Genomic DNA, 16,866 nt, shown 5'->3' with positions numbered 1-16,866 from the left:
TTCTCAACCCTTCGCGTTCAGATTACCGTAGTGGCTGCGATACCACGCCACAAATTGCCGAATCCCCTCCTCGATCGAGGTATCCGGTTTGAAGCCGACGTCACGCATCAGATCATCCACATCGGCAAAAGTCTCAGGCACATCGCCCGGCTGCATCGGCAGCATCGTCTTGATCGCCTCAAGCCCCAGTTCCTTCTCAAGAACCGAGACCACATGCAAAAGGTCCTCTGGCTTGTGGTTGCCGACATTGTAGATTCGTGCCGGAGCCTGATCCTCGCTGCCGGTCGGCACATGATCGATCAGCCGTCCGATAGCACTGACAACGTCGTCGACATAGGTAAAGTCGCGACGCATGTTACCGTGATTGAAGAGCTTGATCGGCTGCTTGTCGAGGATCGCCTTGGTAAACAGGAAGATCGCCATATCCGGCCGCCCCCACGGACCATAGACGGTGAAGAAACGCAGTCCGGTAGTCGGCAGGCGATAGAGATGGCTGTAGGAATGCGCCATCAACTCGTTGGCCTTTTTCGTCGCTGCATAAAGGCTGATCGGATTGTCGACCCTGTCGCTGACGGAGAACGGCTTCTTCTTGTTGGCGCCATAGACCGACGATGACGACGCATAAAGCAGATGCTCACAGCCATTGTGCCGGCATCCTTCGAGGATATTGAGAAAACCCTCGAGATTGGCATCGGCATAGGCATGCGGCTGATCGATCGAATAGCGAACACCGGCTTGCGCTGCGAGATGGACGACGACCGGGAATTTGTATTCGCCAAACAGTGCCGAGATCGCGGGGCGATCTGCCAGATTCGCCCTCACAAAGGTAAAGCGGGGCTGGCCCTCCAGCAGCTTCAGCCGCGCCTCCTTCAGCGCCGGATCGTAATAGCTGTTGACGCTATCGAGGCCAACGACCGTATGGCCTTCAGCCAGCAAGTGCCGCGTCACATGGAAACCGATGAAGCCGGCAGCACCGGTGACAAGGATGGGTTGTTCAGACATCGTGTCCCCAGACATTCGCCAGGAATCGCCACGTTGCATGACGATCCGCGTCGCATTTCATTAGTCATCCAGACGATGATGCTGAAATACTTCGGTATCGCAACACCCGATTGCGTCAGAACCGCGGCCTTCGCCGCTAGCTATGCCGTAAAAACAGGCTAAGAAGAGGCGCCCTGCATAACTCCAAACTATTTGTCCCATAGCGACCCCAATCTTCCCTGCAACGCATGTCATTCCTGGGACCAGTGTCATCCCGATGTCGTCATTCGAATTGATTACAACCTTCGTCGCTCTGGTTGTAGCCGCCGTTCTGTCCGCGGTTTGCATCAAAGCCATTCATCCGCTGCTGATCCGCTACGCAATGGCGCGACCGAATGCCCGATCGTCCCACAAGGTGCCGACACCACAAGGCGCCGGCATCGCGGTGATATCAGTCACACTGCTGGTTGCCGCGGGCTCGATTGCAAGTCTTTCGATTTCAGCGACACCGACACTATGGGTGCTGTTTGGTGCAACGATCCTGATCGCAACCATCGGCGCGATTGATGATCTGCGTCCGATTTCCGTGACGCCGCGACTGCTGCTGCAAGCCGTCAGTATTGCCGCGATCCTGTTTGCCCTGCCCCCGACACTGCAGATCACACCGGACCTGCCTCTCTGGATCGAACGCGGCTTGCTGCTGCTGGCCGCACTCTGGTTCGTCAATCTCGTGAATTTCATGGATGGGCTCGACTGGATCACAGTGGCCGAGGTGATTCCGATCACCGCGGCACTGGTGCTGATCGGCTTCTCCGGGCAACTGCCGTTGTCGACGGCACTCATTGCCGCTGCGCTTTGCGGCGCCACACTCGGCTTCGCGCCATTCAATCGGCCCGTTGCGAAGATGTTTCTGGGCGACGTCGGCAGCCTTCCCATCGGGTTGTTACTGGCCTGGTGCTTCCTGCAACTGGCCTATGCACACCATCTGGCTGCCGCCATCCTGCTGCCGCTGTATTACCTTGCCGACGCGACCATCACCCTGCTCCGGCGGCTGGTAAAGCGCGAGCCGGTATGGCTGGCGCATCGCTCACACTTCTATCAGCGCGCGACGGACAATGGCTTCGCCGTGATCGAGGTGGTGCGAACGGTGTTCGCGCTCAATATCGGCCTGGCGGCACTGGCCGGGCTGTCGATCTATCTCCGTTCAGGCGTCGCCGACGCAGCTCTGCTTATACTTGCCGGCATCGGCGTCGCCGCGGTATTGCGGGCATTCTCAACCCCGCGCCGCTAACGCAGCCTCACTGTGCCCCGCCCGATATTCCGGGACGGCATCCTTCAGCGTTGCCACAGCGACTTCGTGCTCGTCCGCATCAATGGCTTTCCGCAAGATCGTAAGCCAGCTGTTCAGCGTCTCCAGCGGCAACTCGTTCGGGCGCGCGGCAAGGATGCCGGCGATACCGATCTCGCTGGTCGGCTCCTGCTCGGCGAACAATATCTCGTTGAGCCGCTCGCCCGGTCGAACACCGGTGAACACGATATCGATGTCGTAGCCGGGCTGAAGACCGGACAGCCGGATCATGCGATCGGCGAGATCGACGATCTTCACCGGTTGCCCCATGCTGAGCACATAGACCGATGCATCGGCGTGCTGCGCATTCATCGCATGGGTTGCAGCGGTGACGACCAGATCGCAGGCCTCGCGGATGGTCATGAAGTAGCGCACCATATCAGGGTGCGTCACCGTCACCGGCCCACCGGCCTCGATCTGCGCCTTGAACTTCGGCACGACGGACCCATTCGACGCCAGAACATTACCGAACCGCACCGAGATCAACCGCATGGGCGACTTGGCGGCACTGCCGCTGATGGCGTCACCATCGAGTGCCTGGCAATACATCTCGGCGAAACGCTTGGTGAGGCCGAGCATTGACACCGGCTCGATCGCCTTGTCGGTGGAAATCATCACCATCGCATCCGCTCCCGACGTGAGCGCCGCATCGGCGACATTCACAGAGCCGAAGATGTTGGTCTTGACGCCCTCGCCCCAGTCGCGCTCCAGGATCGGCACATGTTTCAGCGCGGCTGCGTGAAACACCGCATCCGGCCTGAAGGCGATCATCAGTTGATGAATTCGCTCGCGGTCCCTGACATCGGCGATGCGGCCCTCGATCACCGCGCTGGTGACCTTGGCTGCCAGCTTTTCCATAGCCGCATGAAGCGCCGGCTCCGAATTCTCGATAATAAGCAGCCGAGCCGCGCCGAAAGTGATGACACGATCGCAGATCTCGTAGCCGATCGAGCCGCCACCGCCGGTCACGACGACCGCCTTGCCGCGCACGAAATTCTCCAGCCGGGCATAGTCGATCTTGACGCTTGGCCGCAGCAACAGATCCTCGACTGCTACCGGTGCCAGTTGCGGCGTATCGCGGCTTTCCTCGAGCGACGGAATCCGGCTCACTGTCAGCCCGAGCTTACGCGCACGCATCAATACCGACTCGGGCAACGCCTCTGCTTCAAACGCCGACGGCGTCATCACGATCCGTTCGATCGGGCGTTGCCGCGTGCTGAAGTCATCAACGACATTGCCGAGATCGTCGATGCCGCCGAGGACCGGCACACCTCGGATCGCCTGTCCGCGATCGGACATCGCCGGCGACAAGATGCCAACCGGCCACATGCGCTTGACGGCACCACTCTCAATGCCACGCAAGAACACCTCGGCATCGGCCGCACGACCAATCAGCAGGGCCGGTGATGCATCCATCGCGCGCGCTTGATTGCGTGTGCGCGTGTAGCGGAAATAACGATAAGCCAGTCGCGTTCCGCTGAGAAAGAAGATCTCGATGAACCAGTAGATGACGATCGTGGTCTTGCCGAGAAAGAAGGTGCCATACACGTTCGGCGCCAGGAAGATGTAGTCGAGCACCAGAAGCGCGCCCGTCAGCACCGTGGAAGCCTTGATGATATTCAGCAGATCGGGCAGCGAGATGAAACGCCACTTCGTCGTCGTCAGATTGAACACGTAGCAGACGAAGAAGCTGAAAACGACGAAGTACGGCAGGATATTCAGAAGCAGCGGCAGCCGATCCCATAGATTCTCGCCGTCGAACCGAAGCACGAAACTGAGAACGACCGCAGCCGCCGTGACGATGGCGTCATGGATCGCAATCATCCAGTTACGCGCGGTAAACCGTGTGATTCGTGTCATGACTGTCCGCTGCGCGCGCGCTCGACCAGCGACGTCGTGCTATGGCCTTGCAGGATATCGATCAGGATCACCTCTCCGCCCGAGGCAGCAACGACCTCATGGCCGACGACCTGTTCTCGCGTGTAATCGCCGCCTTTGACCAGCGTAGCCGGCGCGATCTGCGTAATCAGGTTCAGGGGGGTATCCTCTTCGAAAATCACGACCAGATCGACCGCCTCCAGCGCCGCAAGGACCTCTGCGCGAGCGCGTTCGTCCTGCACCGGGCGCCCCTCGCCCTTCAGCCGCTTCACGGAGGCGTCGCTGTTGAGGCCGACGATCAGGCGATCGCAGGTCGCGCGCGCTGCCGTCAGAACCTTCACATGGCCGGGATGCAGGATGTCGAAACAGCCATTGGTGAAACCGATCCGCAACTGTTGCTTGCGCCAGTCGGCCAGTTGCGCATTGAGCTCGGTCGATGCCACGATTTTCTCTTCGGCGGCCAGAAACGCGTGCGGCAAAATCCGGCGACGCAGTTCGGACGGTGTGACCACCGCCGTCCCCTTCTTGCTGACAGCGACCGCTGCCGCGGCAGTTGCCGCGCGCAAAGCCGCTTCCCAGTCAGCCCCGGCCGCCAGCGCCACAGCCAGCATTGCAGCCACCGTGTCGCCGGCCCCCGAGACATCACGCACCTTGACTGGCAGCGCCGGCACATGGATGGGCTCGCCGTCGCGTGGCACCAGCGTCATGCCATGCTCGCTCCGGGTCACCAGCATCGCGGCGCAATCCGCCAGGATCATCGCTTCCTGCGCAGCGGTCGCAATATTGATGTCGCTGTCTGCACGGCTGCGCGTTGCTTCGGCGAATTCCTTGCGGTTCGGCGTTAGTAACGTCGCGCCGCGATAGATCGCAAAATTTGCGCTCTTGGGATCGACGATGACGCGCTTGCCGAGCTTCTTCGCCGCATCGATGACGTTGCGGATCACCCGCGCGGTCAGCACACCCTTGGCATAATCGGATAGCAGTACGATGTCGGCGCGCGCGAGTTGCGGCAAAATCGTACCGATCAATTGCTTCTCGATGGCCGCGGACGCAGGCGCAGCCAGTTCCCAGTCGGCACGCAGCATATGCGTCGAGAAATGCTCTGACACGAAGCGCACCTTGCGCGTCGTCGGACGCGAAGGATCCGCGACCAGCAGTGCTTCGATCAGAGGTTCCTGCGCGAGCGCATTCTTTAGCGTTGCGCCGGCCTCGTCCTCACCGACCAGACCGACAAAGATGCACTTCGCGCCAAGGGCGGCAATATTGCGTGCGACATTGCCGGCACCGCCGATATTGATCTCGCTGCGCTGGACGGCGATGACCGGCGCAGGCGCTTCCGGCGAAATCCGCGACACCTCGCCATAGACGAATTCGTCGAGCATCAGATCGCCGACGCAAAGCACCGTCTGGTCGGCAATCGCATGCGACAGGGCATCGAAATCAAACATCACACCGGTACCTGTTGCGCCGTTAGCGGAAGCGATCGGGCTGGTCGAGGAAGCCCTTCACATAGTGCGAGACGGCATCTTCCAATGTTGTAAACCCGCCGTTGTAGCCGGCGCCGCGCAACCGATCGACTTCGCTCTGCGTGAAGTATTGATAGCTGCCGCGAATCTGCTCTGGCATGTCGATATAGTCGATGTTCGGCCTGGTGCCGAGTGCAGCATAGGCAGCCAACATCAGATCCTTGAAGCTGCGCGCGGTTCCGGTGCCGACATTGAAGATGCCGCTGACACCGGGTGACGCCAGCAGCCACATCATCACGCGCACGACGTCCTCGACATAGATGAAGTCGCGGCGCTGGTCGCCGTCCGCAATACCCTCGCGATGCGACTTGAACAACTGGATGCCGCGGCCGGCCTTGATATCGTCGAAGCGCCGCGTCAGCACGCTCATCATCGAGCCCTTGTGGTACTCGTTCGGCCCGAACACGTTGAAGAACTTCAGACCTGCCCATTGCGGCGGCATCTTTTCGCCCTGGGCGACGCGCTCGGCCACCGCGAGGTCGAACAGATGCTTGCTCCAGCCGTAGAGATTCATCGGCCGAAGCTTTTTCAGCTCCGGCACAGTCTGCTCGTCGCGAAAGCCCTGACTGCCGTCGCCATAGGTCGCGGCCGAGGATGCGTAGATCAACGGCGTCGCATTGGCCGTGCACCAGTCCAGCAGGCGCATCGACAGCCGGAAGTTCGTCTCGATGACCAGATCACCGTCAGTCGCGGTGGTTTCCGAAATCGCGCCGAGATGAATGACCGCATCGAGCTTGCGGCCCTGCAGCCAGTCCATCAGCTCGGCTGGCGGCACCACGTCCGCAAGTTGCCGCTTGGCCAGATTGCGCCATTTTCCGTCATGACCGAGCACGTCGCAGACGGCCACGTCCGCCCGGCCGGCATCGTTCAGCGCGGCCACGACATTCGATCCGATAAAACCGGCTCCTCCGGTCACAAGCAGCATGAAGTCCCCGATCTCATGATTGACCCACCTTTGCCTCAACCCTGCCCCACAGGCAACTTGGGCGACGGGTTGTCGTCAACGCCGCGGGAACATGGTTGGAAACATCCCAAATGGCTTTACCTGCGGGGATGGAGCGGGTACCGAATTGACCCCGATATGGCCCGCGGCAGAACAGCGAAGTCCTTGAAAGAATGAACGTAAATTCCCCATACCAGGGCGTGAGGGTCGATCCGGACGATACCCGGCCGATCCTGATCGTGCCCTATATGTGGATCGGCGATTTCGTCCGGGGTCATACGGTCGTTCGGGTCTTGAAAGAGCGCTGGCCGAACCGGCCGGTCGATTTGCTGGTGACCAAACTGGTCGCCCCGCTGGTCGACTACATGCCTGGCGTGCGCTCAGGCATCGTCTGGGACCTGCCCCGCAGCCAGCTCGCGCTCGCCAGGCAATGGGAACTGGCGGCCACCCTGCGCGCACGCAACTATGGCACCGCGCTGGTGATGCCGCGGACCTGGAAATCGGCCCTGGCACCCGCTTTGGCCGGCATTCCGGAACGCATCGGCTTTGTCGGAGAGGCCCGCTTCGGCCTCATCAATCAGTGGCGCTGGGGCGAAAAGAAGCTGCCGCGCATGATCGACAAGAAATGCGCGCTGGCATTGCCGGAGGGCGCGCCACTGCCGCCGGAATGGCCGGTGCCCCAGTTCCGCGTGCCCGCCGACGAGATCGCGCGCTGGCGGCAGGCCAATGGGCTGGGAACCGGTCCGGCCGTCGCGCTCGGTCCCGGCTCGGTCGGTTCCTCCAAGCGCTGGACCTATTATGCCGAGGCGGCAAAACTGCTGGTCGAGCGCGGGCTGGATGTCTGGGTCGTCGGCGGCCCCGGCGAGAAGGACCTCGCCAACGAGATCGTCGCTGCGGCCGGTCCCCGCGCCCGCGATCTGACGACCAACGACCTGCGCAATGGCGTGATCGGCATGGCTGCGGCCAATGTCGCCGTGGCCAATGATTCCGGCCTGATGCATATCGCGGCCGCCGTGGGCACACCGACCATCGGCATTTTCGGACCGACCAGCCCGCAGCTATGGGGCCCCCTCAATCCGCTGGTGGCCACCGTGCAGACCAAGACCGTCGTCCCGTGCCAACCCTGCCACAGGCCGATTTGCACCATGAACGACCACGCCTGCATGCGCGACATCCCGGCCGAAGACGTCGCCGGAATCATTCAACGCGTGATGACCGAGGCGTCCAACAGAAGCGCGCAGATATGACGACCACTCAAGCAAAGCCCGCAGCGTTTCTGGATCGCGACGGCGTCATCAATTACGACGACGGCTACATGGGCACATCCGATCGCATCCGCTGGATGCCGAACGCGGCCAAGGCCATTCGCCGGCTCAACGATGCCGGCTATTTCGTCTTCCTGTTTTCCAACCAGTCCGGCGTCGCACGCGGTTATTTCACCGAAGACGAACTCAATGCGCTGTTTAAGTGGATGCGTTCCGAACTTGCCGCGCAAGGCGCCCGCATCGATGACGTCCGCTATTGCCCGCACCATCCGGCCGGATCGGTTGCGGGTTATCTGGAAGATCATCACTGGCGCAAGCCGAGCCCCGGCATGATCCTCGATCTGATGCAGCACTGGCCGGTTCAACGCAAAGGCAGCTTTGCCATCGGCGACCGCGACACGGATATCGAAGCGGCCAAGGCCGCACATCTACCAGGCTTTCTGTTTACCGGCGGCGATCTTGATGCGTTTGTCGCGGATATCCTGCAGGGTCAGAGCAGCCTGCGATAGACTTCGGCAATTCCCCGCGCTTCCGCATCGAGACTGAACTTGTCGAGCACACGCTGGCGCGCACGCGCGCCCATGGCTGCAGCGGCATCGGGATCACGCATCAGCGGCTCCAATGCCAGCGTCAGTGCCGCCGCATCACCCGTCGGCACGAGCTTCCCGGTCACGCCCTCCTCGATGACGATCTCCGCGGCGCCCGCACGCGTCGCGACCAACGCGGCACCCGCCGACATCGCCTCGATGAGCGTCAGACCGAAGCCTTCATTGCGCGAGGTGAAGGCATAGACCGTCAGGCGTCGATACCATCGCTCGACCTCATCGATCGGCAACTCGCCAGTGATGACGATGCGCGACTGCAAACCGGCATCGGCGATCTTCTGCTTGAGCTCGTTGGCAAAGCCGATCTGGTCCGGCGTGATTGCACCCACAATGACAGCCGTGAAATCGGGATAGCGCGGCAACAGTTCGCACATTGCATCGACAAACAGATCGGTACCCTTCTGCGCGCGCACGCGGCCGAAGCAACCAATCGCATAACGCCCCGGCAACTTCGCTTCCGCAAATGCCGCCGCGCGATCGACGGGCGGCGCATAGCGATCAGTATCGACACCATGCGTCACCACGGTCGCGGAACGCTTCAGATATGAGGCGGAGATATCGCTGGTGGCAATGATGGCGTCCATCCGGCTGATCAGCCAGCGCGTGATCCAGGTATGATGGCGCTGCGCGGCCGAGGTGAAAAGCAGTTTCAGCGGCCACCCCATTGCCTTCAGCAGAACGCCGGCAATCATCTCGTTGTTGCGCCGCGCGTGCCAGATCACAGGCTTGCGGCGGAGCCACAATTTCATGAGATCGCCGATATCCATGCGCGCAATGCCGGCGGGCGCATCGGATCCAAGCCATGCTGCGTCGAACATGTCTGCGAGTTTCGGCGCCACCATGCGATTGGTCGCCGTCACACCCGAGTAGCGCCAGTGCAGATTCGTGACGATCAGCTGCAGTTTATCGGCCGTTTTGCCAGCAATCGGCACAGGTGACTCCATTTCGCCTGATTTCCTATACGCAACATTAAGCATAGTGGCCAGTTGCCGGCCGCCGAAACCCACTCTTCATCCTGGACACGATAGCGTTCTCAAAACGGGAGAGTGAGTAGATCCAATGACCGTCCTTGTCACCGGCGGCGCCGGTTATATCGGAAGTCACATGGTCCATGCGCTGGTGGAAGCCGGCGAGAGCGTGGTCGTGATCGACAATTTGTCGACGGGTTTCTCAACATATCTCCCCGAGGGCGTTCCACTGTTCATTGGCGATGTCGCTGACGAGAATCTCGTTGAGGGCGTCATCGCCGCCCATGGCATCGACGCTATCATCCATTTCGCAGGTTCTGTCGTCGTGCCGGAATCGATGCGCGACCCGCTCAGCTATTACCGCAACAACACGATGACGACGCGCAACCTGCTCAGCGCAGCGGTGAAATGCGGCGTCAAGCGCTTCATTTTCTCGTCGACCGCTGCCGTTTACGGCAACCCCGATTTCACGCCAGTGGCCGAAGATGCAGCGACGCGGCCGCTGTCGCCTTACGGCTCGTCGAAGCTGATGACCGAGATCATGCTGCACGACATCGCACCGGCATATGGGATGGAGTTCGTCGCGCTGCGTTACTTCAACGTCGCCGGCGCTGATCCGCAGGGCCGCACCGGTCTCGCCACCATGGGCGCGACGCATCTTCTCAAGATCGCCGTGGAGGCCGCCACCGGTCAGCGCGGCAAGATCGACGTGTTCGGAACCGATTACCCGACGCCCGATGGAAGCTGCATCCGCGACTTCATCCATGTGAGCGATCTCGTTCAGGCGCATCGCGCCGCACTGAGCTACCTGCGCGAGGGCGGCGCGTCGACCACCCTGAATTGCGGCTATGGCCGCGGCTATTCCGTGCTGGAAACCATCGAGGCCGTGCGGCGTGCATCGGGTCGTAATTTCGCGGTTCAGTACGCCCCGCGCCGCGATGGCGATATCATGACCATGATTGCTGATACCTCCCGTATCCGGGCGACGCTGAACTGGACGCCACAATACGACGATCTCGAAACCATCGCCCGGCACGCGCTCGCTTGGGAAGAGAAGCTCGCCCGCGAGCGCCATGGCATTGAATTATTGGCGAAGTCAGCCTGAACGATCAGAGCGCCCCCGCCCACATCAACGCCGGCATTGCCTCGGCGTCTCGCCGAAACGCCGTCGAAACCGCTGATTAAAGTATGAGATCTCGCTGAAGCCGCTGGCCAGCGCGATTTCACTGATCTTCAGCCGATCGCCCTGCTCGCTCGTCAGCAAACGCATTGCGTGTTGCAGACGGCGCTCCAGAAGGCGTTCGGTGAAGCTCGATCCGGTATCTTGCAGGAGATCCTGGAGATAGCGCGGCGACAAATCCAGCCGGCGCGCGACCTGCCCCACAGAGAAACCCGGATCCGCGAAATGGCGATCGATCTCGGCGATGATTTCCTGCGTTCGCGACGCGCGCAGACCGCGCATCGAAGCAAGTTGCGCAGCCTCGCCGCGGGCACCTAGCGCGAGCGCCGTCAGATCCAGCAATGTCGTACTGATATGGCTGTCGAGCTCCGCATCATGCGGATCGCGCAGCAGATCGACCGAGATGTCGATGTAGCGCCGCAAATGAGCCACGGCTGCGCGCCGTTCGTCGAGCGGCCGGATCAGGAGATCGTCGACATTGCCGATGAGAGGCAACAGGCGCTCCCTGCTGACGGTCAGTGTCGTCGACGAGAAATCCGCATCCGATTGCAAATCGGCCGGACGTCCGTTCGTGCCAAGAAATGCGCGGTCTGATGACAAGGCCGTCTCGCGCCCGACCTGATCGACAACCAGCGTCCCTTCGCCTCGGTGAAACATCAGACAGAAATCATCGTCTGGCCCGCGCGAGATTGCCGTTCTGGATCGCCGGATTCGACTGAACGTGCCGCCAAACCGGGTGACCCGTACATTCGAATAATCTGCCCAGTGCACGAAAGCCGAGAATGGCCGATTTTCAGCACGTGTGATGTCCACGCAGCAGGTGAGCGCTTCCATGTTTTCGCACCACAGCGCGAATTTCTGGTGATCCGGCAATTCCGGATCAAATCCATCTGAGACGAAGCTGGCCTGATGCATATGCCCAACTCATTTTCGACGAATAATGTACCGGCACAGAACAAACTCATCACGAAAAATCTCTGAAGTGCGACGTTCTGTAGCTGTATTTGTATAGTGCGCGTATGTGCTGTTGCGACGACGCCACATCGACGTGAAGTTTGATGACAGTGCGCGAGAACTAAAATCTGCTGCGCGCGTGAACAAGACCTCTCCGCCAACCCTGTCATTGTGCACGTGGAAGCCGCGAGTCCCGGCATCATTCGCAGATGCCTCGGCTCGACGACACTTCACATGCGATCGCTGATGACGGCGACGCATCGGAAATCACTTGCCGTGCGCAAGAAACTGAGGGGCCTGATCATGAAGAGAGTATTCGCTGGCGCAGCACTGCTTATCGGTGCGGCCGTTCCTGCCGTCGCGGCCGACATGCCCTATCCGGTGAAGGCGCCAGTCGCGCCCGTCCCGGTGTTCTCCTGGACCGGCTTCTATGTCGGCGCCAATGTCGGCTTCGGCGGCGACAAGTTCGACTATCCGTTCCAGGCTACGCAGCGACAGCTGCAGGCCGAGGCAGCCCCGCTCGTTGCCAGCACGAGCGGCAATCTCAGCCTGACCTCGAGCGGCTTCTTCGGCGGTGGACAGACTGGCTACAACTATCAATACAATGGCGGCTTCGTCATTGGCATCGAGACCGATTTCCAATGGTCCGGCATCAAGGGCCGTTTCGAGGGCAATCAGACACTGAACAATAACGGCGTGACCACGTCCGCGGCATTCGGCACCGGCTCCGAAGTCGAATGGTTCGGCACGATTCGCGGACGGCTCGGCTATGCATGGGACCGCGTGTTCCTGTACGGCACCGGCGGCGGCGCCTATGGCCGGGTCAATACCAGCGGGAACTTTACTCTGACCGGCCCGAATGGCGTGCTCGGCCAGGTTGCAGCGTTGTCCGCCGGCCAGACACAGTGGGGCTGGACCGCCGGCGCGGGCCTCGAATACGCCTTCGCGCCCCAATGGTCGTTCAAGACCGAATATCTCTATGTGGATCTTGGCCGGAGCACGCTGTTCTCCACTGCCGTCAACGACGTCGCCAATGGCTTCTCCTCCAACGCCAGCATCGCGGTCGATACCAGGTTCCACACCATGAAAGCAGGGGTGAATTACCGGTTCTGATTGGGCTACATCCTGCCATCCGGAAGTACGGCGCGTACCCGTTGCGTGCCGTGCTTTTCGAAAGATTCCGGGGCAAAATCGGCCCGAATCCGGCGGCGAACGTCGCCGGGCCAACGGGTTAACAAAGTCTTGGCAAGCCCGATTTTGGCTTGAAAAACCGCGATTTAACGGGCAATCAGGCGGCTGTTTCGCAAGCTGACCCTGACGCCTCGGCAAATCCCTGCCCGGCGCCGTCGCTGGACCGCGGATGGCCAAGATTACTCGCAAAGTCACTGACGATCCGTACGGCGCCTGGGCGCTGATCCGCCGCTTGGTCGCCGAACAGGCAATCACCTATTGGCGGCGCTATCTCCTGGCCTTCCTGCTGATGGCGGTCTCCGCCGCGACGACCGCGGGCGCCGCCTATATGCTCGGCGAGGTCATCAACCAGGCTTATGTGGACAAGAGCATTGAGCGTATCGCGCTGTTCTCGGGCTTCGTGGTGGTGATCTTCCTGATCAAGGGCGCATCGACCTACGGCCACACCGTCATTCTCTCGAAGATCTCCAACGCGATCGTCGCGAACAATCAGCGCCGGCTGTTCGCCAAGCTGATGAACGAGAGCATCGGCTTCTTCTCGGAGCGGCATTCGTCGGAATTCCTGCAGCGGCTTACCGCCGGCGCCAATTCGGTGACGCAGGTGCTCAGCCTGCTGATCAACGCCGTCGGCCGCGACCTTCTGTCCCTGATCGCGCTGGTCGGCGTGATGGTGATGCAGGACCCCTATATGGCGCTGTTCGGCTTCCTGGTGGCGCCGCCCGCGATGCTGGTGCTGCGCAAGCTGGTCCGCCGCATCAAGGGTCTCGCCCGCAACCAGTTCACCGGTACCACTGAGATTCTGGAAGTGATGCAGGAATCGCTGCAGGGCATCCGCACGGTGAAGGCGTTCACGCTCGAACAGACCATGCAGCAGCGCATGGAAGCGAGCATCACCGCCGTCGAGCAGAACGCCAACAAGATGGCGCGCGTCTCCAGCCGCTCCAGCCCGCTGATGGAAACGCTCGGCGGCTTCGCCATCGCCGCATCGCTGATGTATGGCGGCTATCGCGTGGTAGCGATGGGCGCGACACCAGGCCAGTTCTTCTCCTTCGTCACCGCCTTCCTGCTGGCCTATGAGCCGGCGAAGCGGCTGGCGCGGCTGAACATCGATCTCAACAGCCAGATCATCGGCGCGCATACGCTCTTGGAGATCGTGGACAGCCCGGCTTCCGAACCCAACGACGATCACAAGCCGGCGCTGAAGCTGACCGATGCGCGCGTCGAACTGCATGACGTCACGTTCCGTTATCGCCCCAACGAGGTCGTGCTTAACCGCATGAGTTTCGTCGCCGAGCCCGGCAAGGTCACCGCGCTGGTCGGCCCGTCCGGCGGCGGCAAGTCCACGGTGCTGGCACTGCTGCTGCGGCTTTATGAAGTCAGCGAAGGCGACATCACCATCGACGGCCAGTCGATCGGCCATGTCTCGCGGCGCTCGCTGCGTGGCCAGACCGCCTATGTCGGCCAGGACGTCTATCTGTTCCGCGGCACCATCCGCGAGAACATCGCCTTCGGCAAACCGGGCGCCACGGAAGACGAGATCGTCGCCGCAGCCAAGGCCGCCTGCGCGCATGATTTCATCCTCGGTTTCCCGCTGGGCTACGACACTCCCGTCGGCGAGCACGGTGCGCAACTCTCCGGCGGCCAGCGCCAGCGCATCGCCATCGCCCGCGCACTGGTGAAGAACGCGCCGATCATCCTACTGGACGAAGCGACAGCGGCGCTGGATTCCGAATCCGAAAAATCGGTGCAGGAAGCCATCGAACATCTCTGTCAGAACCGAACCACGATCGTGATCGCGCACCGCCTGCACACCATCATGCATGCCGACGCCATCCTGGTGGTCGAAGGCGGCGAGATCGTCGAGCGCGGTCGCCACGACGACCTGCTGCGCCGTGGCGGACGTTACGCCTCGTTCTTCCGCTTGCAACATCGTGATGCCTCGCCGCTGGCACCGCTCGAGGCGTCGGCGTAAGACTTGCCTCTGTTTTCTGCCGCGCAAGCGCGACATCCGTTTTGATCCCCGCTTTCACAACCAGCCCGAGAGCCGTCCATGACCGCATCGTTCGTTATCGCCCCTCCGCCGCAGGCCGCCATCGCCGTTCAGGGCGAGACGACGAAATTCCCGGTGCGCCGCGTCTGGTGCGTGGGCCGCAATTATCTCGAGCACATCCGCGAACTCGGCAATGACGAGCGCAACCCTCCCTTCTTCTTTGCCAAGCATGCCGACATGATCGTGCCGGATGGCAGCGAGATTCCCTATCCGACCCTGACCAAGGACATGCAGCACGAGGTCGAGCTCGTCGTCGCGCTGAAAAGCGGCGGCCTCAACATCTCGCCGGAGCAGGCGCTCGACCATGTCTGGGGCTATGGCGTCAGCGTCGACCTTACCCGCCGCGATCTGCAGACCATCTCGCGCAAGAAAGAGCAGCCCTGGGAAATCGGCAAGTCGTTCGACATGTCGGCGCCCACCGGCGCGCTGGTGCCCGCGTCGAAGGTCGGTCATCCCGCGAAGGGCAAGATCTGGCTCTCGGTAAACGGCACCGAACGTCAGAAGGGCGACCTGTCCGAGATGATCTGGAACATCGCCGAGATCATTTCCAAGCTGTCCCTGCAGGTCGAACTCGGTGCCGGCGACGTGATCCTAACCGGCACCCCGGCCGGCGTTGCTGCGCTTCAGCCGGGCGACAAGGTCGAATGCGGCGTCGATGGCATCGGCACCTTGAAGTTCGAAATCACCAAACCCAAGTAAGTCAGGCACGCCTTTACCGCGAAAGGCCGCGCGTCATGCGCGGCCTTTTTCGTTTCAGCACTTGTCAGGGAAACGGCTCATGTCTCTCGAACTCGGTCTCGATACATTTGGCGACGTCACGCGCACCGCTGACGGCGAGATGCTGTCGCATGCACAGGTGATCCGGAATGTGATCGACGAAGCGGTATTGGCTGACCAGCTTGGCGTCGATTTTTTCGGCGTCGGTGAGCATCACCGCGCCGACTTCGCGGTGTCGGCACCGGAAGTCGTGCTGGCGGCGATCGCCACGCGCACGAGACGCATCCGCCTCGGATCCGCCGTAACCGTGCTGAGCTCTGACGATCCGATCCGCGTCTTCCAGCGCTTCGCCACCGTGGATGCCGCATCGAACGGCCGTGCCGAGGTCATCCTCGGCCGCGGCTCGTTCACCGAATCCTTCCCGCTGTTCGGCTTCAAGCTCGACCAGTACGAGACGCTGTTCGAGGACAAGCTCGATCTGTTCGCTGCGCTGGCGTCTGAGCCGGAAGTGACCTGGAGCGGCACGACCCGCCCGCCCCTCACCAATCAGCGTGTCTATCCGCCGATCGAGACCGGCCAACTGCAAACCTGGATCGGTGTCGGCGGCAGCCCTGAGTCGGTCGTCCGCGCCGTGCGCTACGACCTGCCCTTGATGCTGGCGATCATCGGCGGCGAGCCCGAGCGGTTCAAACCCTATGTCGATCTCTATCACCGTGCCTATGCCGAGATTAAGCGGCCCGTTAAGCCGATCGGCGTCCACTCACCCGGTTATGTCGCCGCCAGTGACGAACAGGCTCGCGAGGAACTGTGGCCCGACTACAAGCAGATGCGCGACCGCATCGGCAAAGAGCGCGGCTGGCCGCCGATGCAATACCGCGAATTCGATCAGGAAGCTGACAAGGGCTCACTCTATGTCGGCTCACCGGAAACCGTTGCGAAGAAGATCGCCGCGACAGCGAAGGCGCTCGGCATCTCGCGCTTCGACATGAAATACAGCGCCGGAGCGCTCTCGCACGAGAAGCTGATGACGTGCATCGATCTCTATGGCCGCAAGGTCGTTCCTATGGTGCGGGAGATGTTGGCCTAATATCCAGCCGCACCACAAACTCCGCCCTCATGGTGAGGAGCGCGCCGTGGCGCGCATCTCGAACCATGGATGGCGCACATCCTTCGAGACGCGGTCGAAGACGACCGCTTCTCTAGCCAGAACGCAATCGCGTTCTGGCGGGGAACGAGGGCACAGTGTGGCCCAGACGACAA

Annotated in this window: 14 protein-coding genes; 8 read left to right on the top strand and 6 right to left on the bottom strand. The window is 61.5% G+C overall.

The genetic code is table 11. The annotated features are described in order from the left end of the window. Nucleotides 1-3: 3 nt before the first annotated feature. A complete protein-coding gene (locus tag AC1RLZ_RS17205; protein WP_493189592.1) occupies nt 4-1,002 on the bottom strand; it encodes an NAD-dependent epimerase in 999 nt (332 codons plus the stop codon). A gap of 256 nt (nt 1,003-1,258) precedes the next feature. Between AC1RLZ_RS17205 and AC1RLZ_RS17200 the strand changes: the two genes are divergently transcribed. Next, nucleotides 1,259-2,272: an MraY family glycosyltransferase gene (locus tag AC1RLZ_RS17200; RefSeq protein WP_493189591.1), complete on the top strand. Its 1,014-nt coding sequence runs from the start codon at nt 1,259-1,261 to the stop codon at nt 2,270-2,272. On the opposite strand, the gene AC1RLZ_RS17195 is transcribed toward AC1RLZ_RS17200, so the two are convergent. Genes AC1RLZ_RS17195 through rfaD form a run of 3 tightly spaced genes read right to left on the bottom strand, consistent with a single transcriptional unit; the run spans nt 2,255 to nt 6,658 of the window. After that, nucleotides 2,255-4,189: an SDR family NAD(P)-dependent oxidoreductase gene (locus tag AC1RLZ_RS17195; RefSeq protein ID WP_493189590.1), complete on the bottom strand. Its 1,935-nt coding sequence runs from the start codon at nt 4,187-4,189 to the stop codon at nt 2,255-2,257. The two genes, AC1RLZ_RS17200 and AC1RLZ_RS17195, sit on opposite strands and share 18 nt — an antisense overlap. Continuing rightward, the gene (gene rfaE1 / locus AC1RLZ_RS17190; protein ID WP_493189589.1) at nt 4,186-5,655 is read right to left on the bottom strand and encodes a D-glycero-beta-D-manno-heptose-7-phosphate kinase; all 1,470 of its coding nucleotides are present in this window, start codon (nt 5,653-5,655) and stop codon (nt 4,186-4,188) included. Before rfaE1 ends, AC1RLZ_RS17195 begins: the two co-directional genes overlap by 4 nt. Nucleotides 5,656-5,677: 22 nt before the next feature. Next, a complete protein-coding gene (gene rfaD, locus AC1RLZ_RS17185) occupies nt 5,678-6,658 on the bottom strand; it encodes an ADP-glyceromanno-heptose 6-epimerase (protein ID WP_493189588.1) in 981 nt (326 codons plus the stop codon). Between the two features lie 191 nt (nt 6,659-6,849). Between rfaD and waaF the strand changes: the two genes are divergently transcribed. Next, nucleotides 6,850-7,923: a lipopolysaccharide heptosyltransferase II gene (gene waaF, locus AC1RLZ_RS17180; protein ID WP_493189587.1), complete on the top strand. Its 1,074-nt coding sequence runs from the start codon at nt 6,850-6,852 to the stop codon at nt 7,921-7,923. Next, nucleotides 7,920-8,450, top strand: coding sequence for an HAD family hydrolase (locus AC1RLZ_RS17175; RefSeq protein ID WP_493189586.1), 531 nt, complete (start codon nt 7,920-7,922; stop codon nt 8,448-8,450). The genes waaF and AC1RLZ_RS17175 overlap by 4 nt, the downstream gene beginning before the upstream one ends. On the opposite strand, the gene AC1RLZ_RS17170 is transcribed toward AC1RLZ_RS17175, so the two are convergent. After that, complete coding sequence (locus AC1RLZ_RS17170; protein WP_493189585.1) at nt 8,432-9,490, bottom strand: glycosyltransferase family 4 protein; 1,059 nt, start codon at nt 9,488-9,490, stop codon at nt 8,432-8,434. The two genes, AC1RLZ_RS17175 and AC1RLZ_RS17170, sit on opposite strands and share 19 nt — an antisense overlap. Nucleotides 9,491-9,605: 115 nt before the next feature. On the opposite strand from AC1RLZ_RS17170, the gene galE reads away from it, so the two are divergent. Beyond that, nucleotides 9,606-10,619, top strand: coding sequence for a UDP-glucose 4-epimerase GalE (galE, locus tag AC1RLZ_RS17165; RefSeq protein WP_493189584.1), 1,014 nt, complete (start codon nt 9,606-9,608; stop codon nt 10,617-10,619). 24 nt (nt 10,620-10,643) lie between these two features. Here the strand turns inward: galE and AC1RLZ_RS17160 are convergent, their stop codons facing one another. Continuing rightward, nucleotides 10,644-11,528: an AraC family transcriptional regulator gene (locus AC1RLZ_RS17160; RefSeq protein WP_493189726.1), complete on the bottom strand. Its 885-nt coding sequence runs from the start codon at nt 11,526-11,528 to the stop codon at nt 10,644-10,646. A gap of 423 nt (nt 11,529-11,951) precedes the next feature. Here AC1RLZ_RS17160 and AC1RLZ_RS17155 point away from each other — a divergent pair, with 423 nt between their 5' ends. The 4 genes from AC1RLZ_RS17155 (at nt 11,952) to AC1RLZ_RS17140 (ending at nt 16,693) form a co-directional block, all read left to right on the top strand. After that, nucleotides 11,952-12,761 carry an outer membrane protein gene (locus tag AC1RLZ_RS17155; protein WP_493189583.1) on the top strand — a complete coding sequence of 270 codons (810 nt, stop codon included), beginning with the start codon at nt 11,952-11,954 and terminating at the stop codon, nt 12,759-12,761. Between the two features lie 247 nt (nt 12,762-13,008). Continuing rightward, complete coding sequence (locus AC1RLZ_RS17150; protein WP_493189582.1) at nt 13,009-14,811, top strand: ABC transporter ATP-binding protein; 1,803 nt, start codon at nt 13,009-13,011, stop codon at nt 14,809-14,811. A 78-nt stretch (nt 14,812-14,889) separates the two neighbouring features. Further along, a complete protein-coding gene (locus tag AC1RLZ_RS17145) occupies nt 14,890-15,588 on the top strand; it encodes a fumarylacetoacetate hydrolase family protein (protein WP_493189581.1) in 699 nt (232 codons plus the stop codon). Nucleotides 15,589-15,667: 79 nt separating this feature from the next. Then, nucleotides 15,668-16,693, top strand: a complete 1,026-nt coding sequence (locus AC1RLZ_RS17140) for an LLM class flavin-dependent oxidoreductase (RefSeq protein WP_493189580.1) — start codon at nt 15,668-15,670, stop codon at nt 16,691-16,693. Nucleotides 16,694-16,866: the final 173 nt, after the last annotated feature.

It is taken from the genome of Tardiphaga sp. GW822-FHT04G09, assembly GCF_058800725.1.
Note: the sequence above shows the minus strand (reverse complement) of the source record. Positions and strands in the feature narration are given on the sequence as shown.

Bases quoted from the DNA above. Each gene is read 5' to 3' on its own strand.
- galE (WP_493189584.1), top strand. From the start codon at position 9,606: ATGACCGTCCTTGTCACCGGCGGCGCCGGTTATATCGGAAGTCACATG.
- AC1RLZ_RS17200 (WP_493189591.1), top strand. From the start codon at position 1,259: ATGTCGTCATTCGAATTGATTACAACCTTCGTCGCTCTGGTTGTAGCC.
- AC1RLZ_RS17175 (WP_493189586.1), top strand. From the start codon at position 7,920: ATGACGACCACTCAAGCAAAGCCCGCAGCGTTTCTGGATCGCGACGGC.
- waaF (WP_493189587.1), top strand. From the start codon at position 6,850: ATGAACGTAAATTCCCCATACCAGGGCGTGAGGGTCGATCCGGACGAT.
- AC1RLZ_RS17205 (WP_493189592.1), bottom strand. From the start codon at position 1,002: ATGTCTGAACAACCCATCCTTGTCACCGGTGCTGCCGGCTTCATCGGT.
- AC1RLZ_RS17145 (WP_493189581.1), top strand. From the start codon at position 14,890: ATGACCGCATCGTTCGTTATCGCCCCTCCGCCGCAGGCCGCCATCGCC.
- AC1RLZ_RS17170 (WP_493189585.1), bottom strand. From the start codon at position 9,490: ATGGAGTCACCTGTGCCGATTGCTGGCAAAACGGCCGATAAACTGCAG.
- AC1RLZ_RS17160 (WP_493189726.1), bottom strand. From the start codon at position 11,528: ATGGAAGCGCTCACCTGCTGCGTGGACATCACACGTGCTGAAAATCGG.
- AC1RLZ_RS17150 (WP_493189582.1), top strand. From the start codon at position 13,009: ATGGCCAAGATTACTCGCAAAGTCACTGACGATCCGTACGGCGCCTGG.
- rfaE1 (WP_493189589.1), bottom strand. From the start codon at position 5,655: ATGTTTGATTTCGATGCCCTGTCGCATGCGATTGCCGACCAGACGGTG.
- AC1RLZ_RS17155 (WP_493189583.1), top strand. From the start codon at position 11,952: ATGAAGAGAGTATTCGCTGGCGCAGCACTGCTTATCGGTGCGGCCGTT.
- rfaD (WP_493189588.1), bottom strand. From the start codon at position 6,658: ATGCTGCTTGTGACCGGAGGAGCCGGTTTTATCGGATCGAATGTCGTG.
- AC1RLZ_RS17195 (WP_493189590.1), bottom strand. From the start codon at position 4,189: ATGACACGAATCACACGGTTTACCGCGCGTAACTGGATGATTGCGATC.
- AC1RLZ_RS17140 (WP_493189580.1), top strand. From the start codon at position 15,668: ATGTCTCTCGAACTCGGTCTCGATACATTTGGCGACGTCACGCGCACC.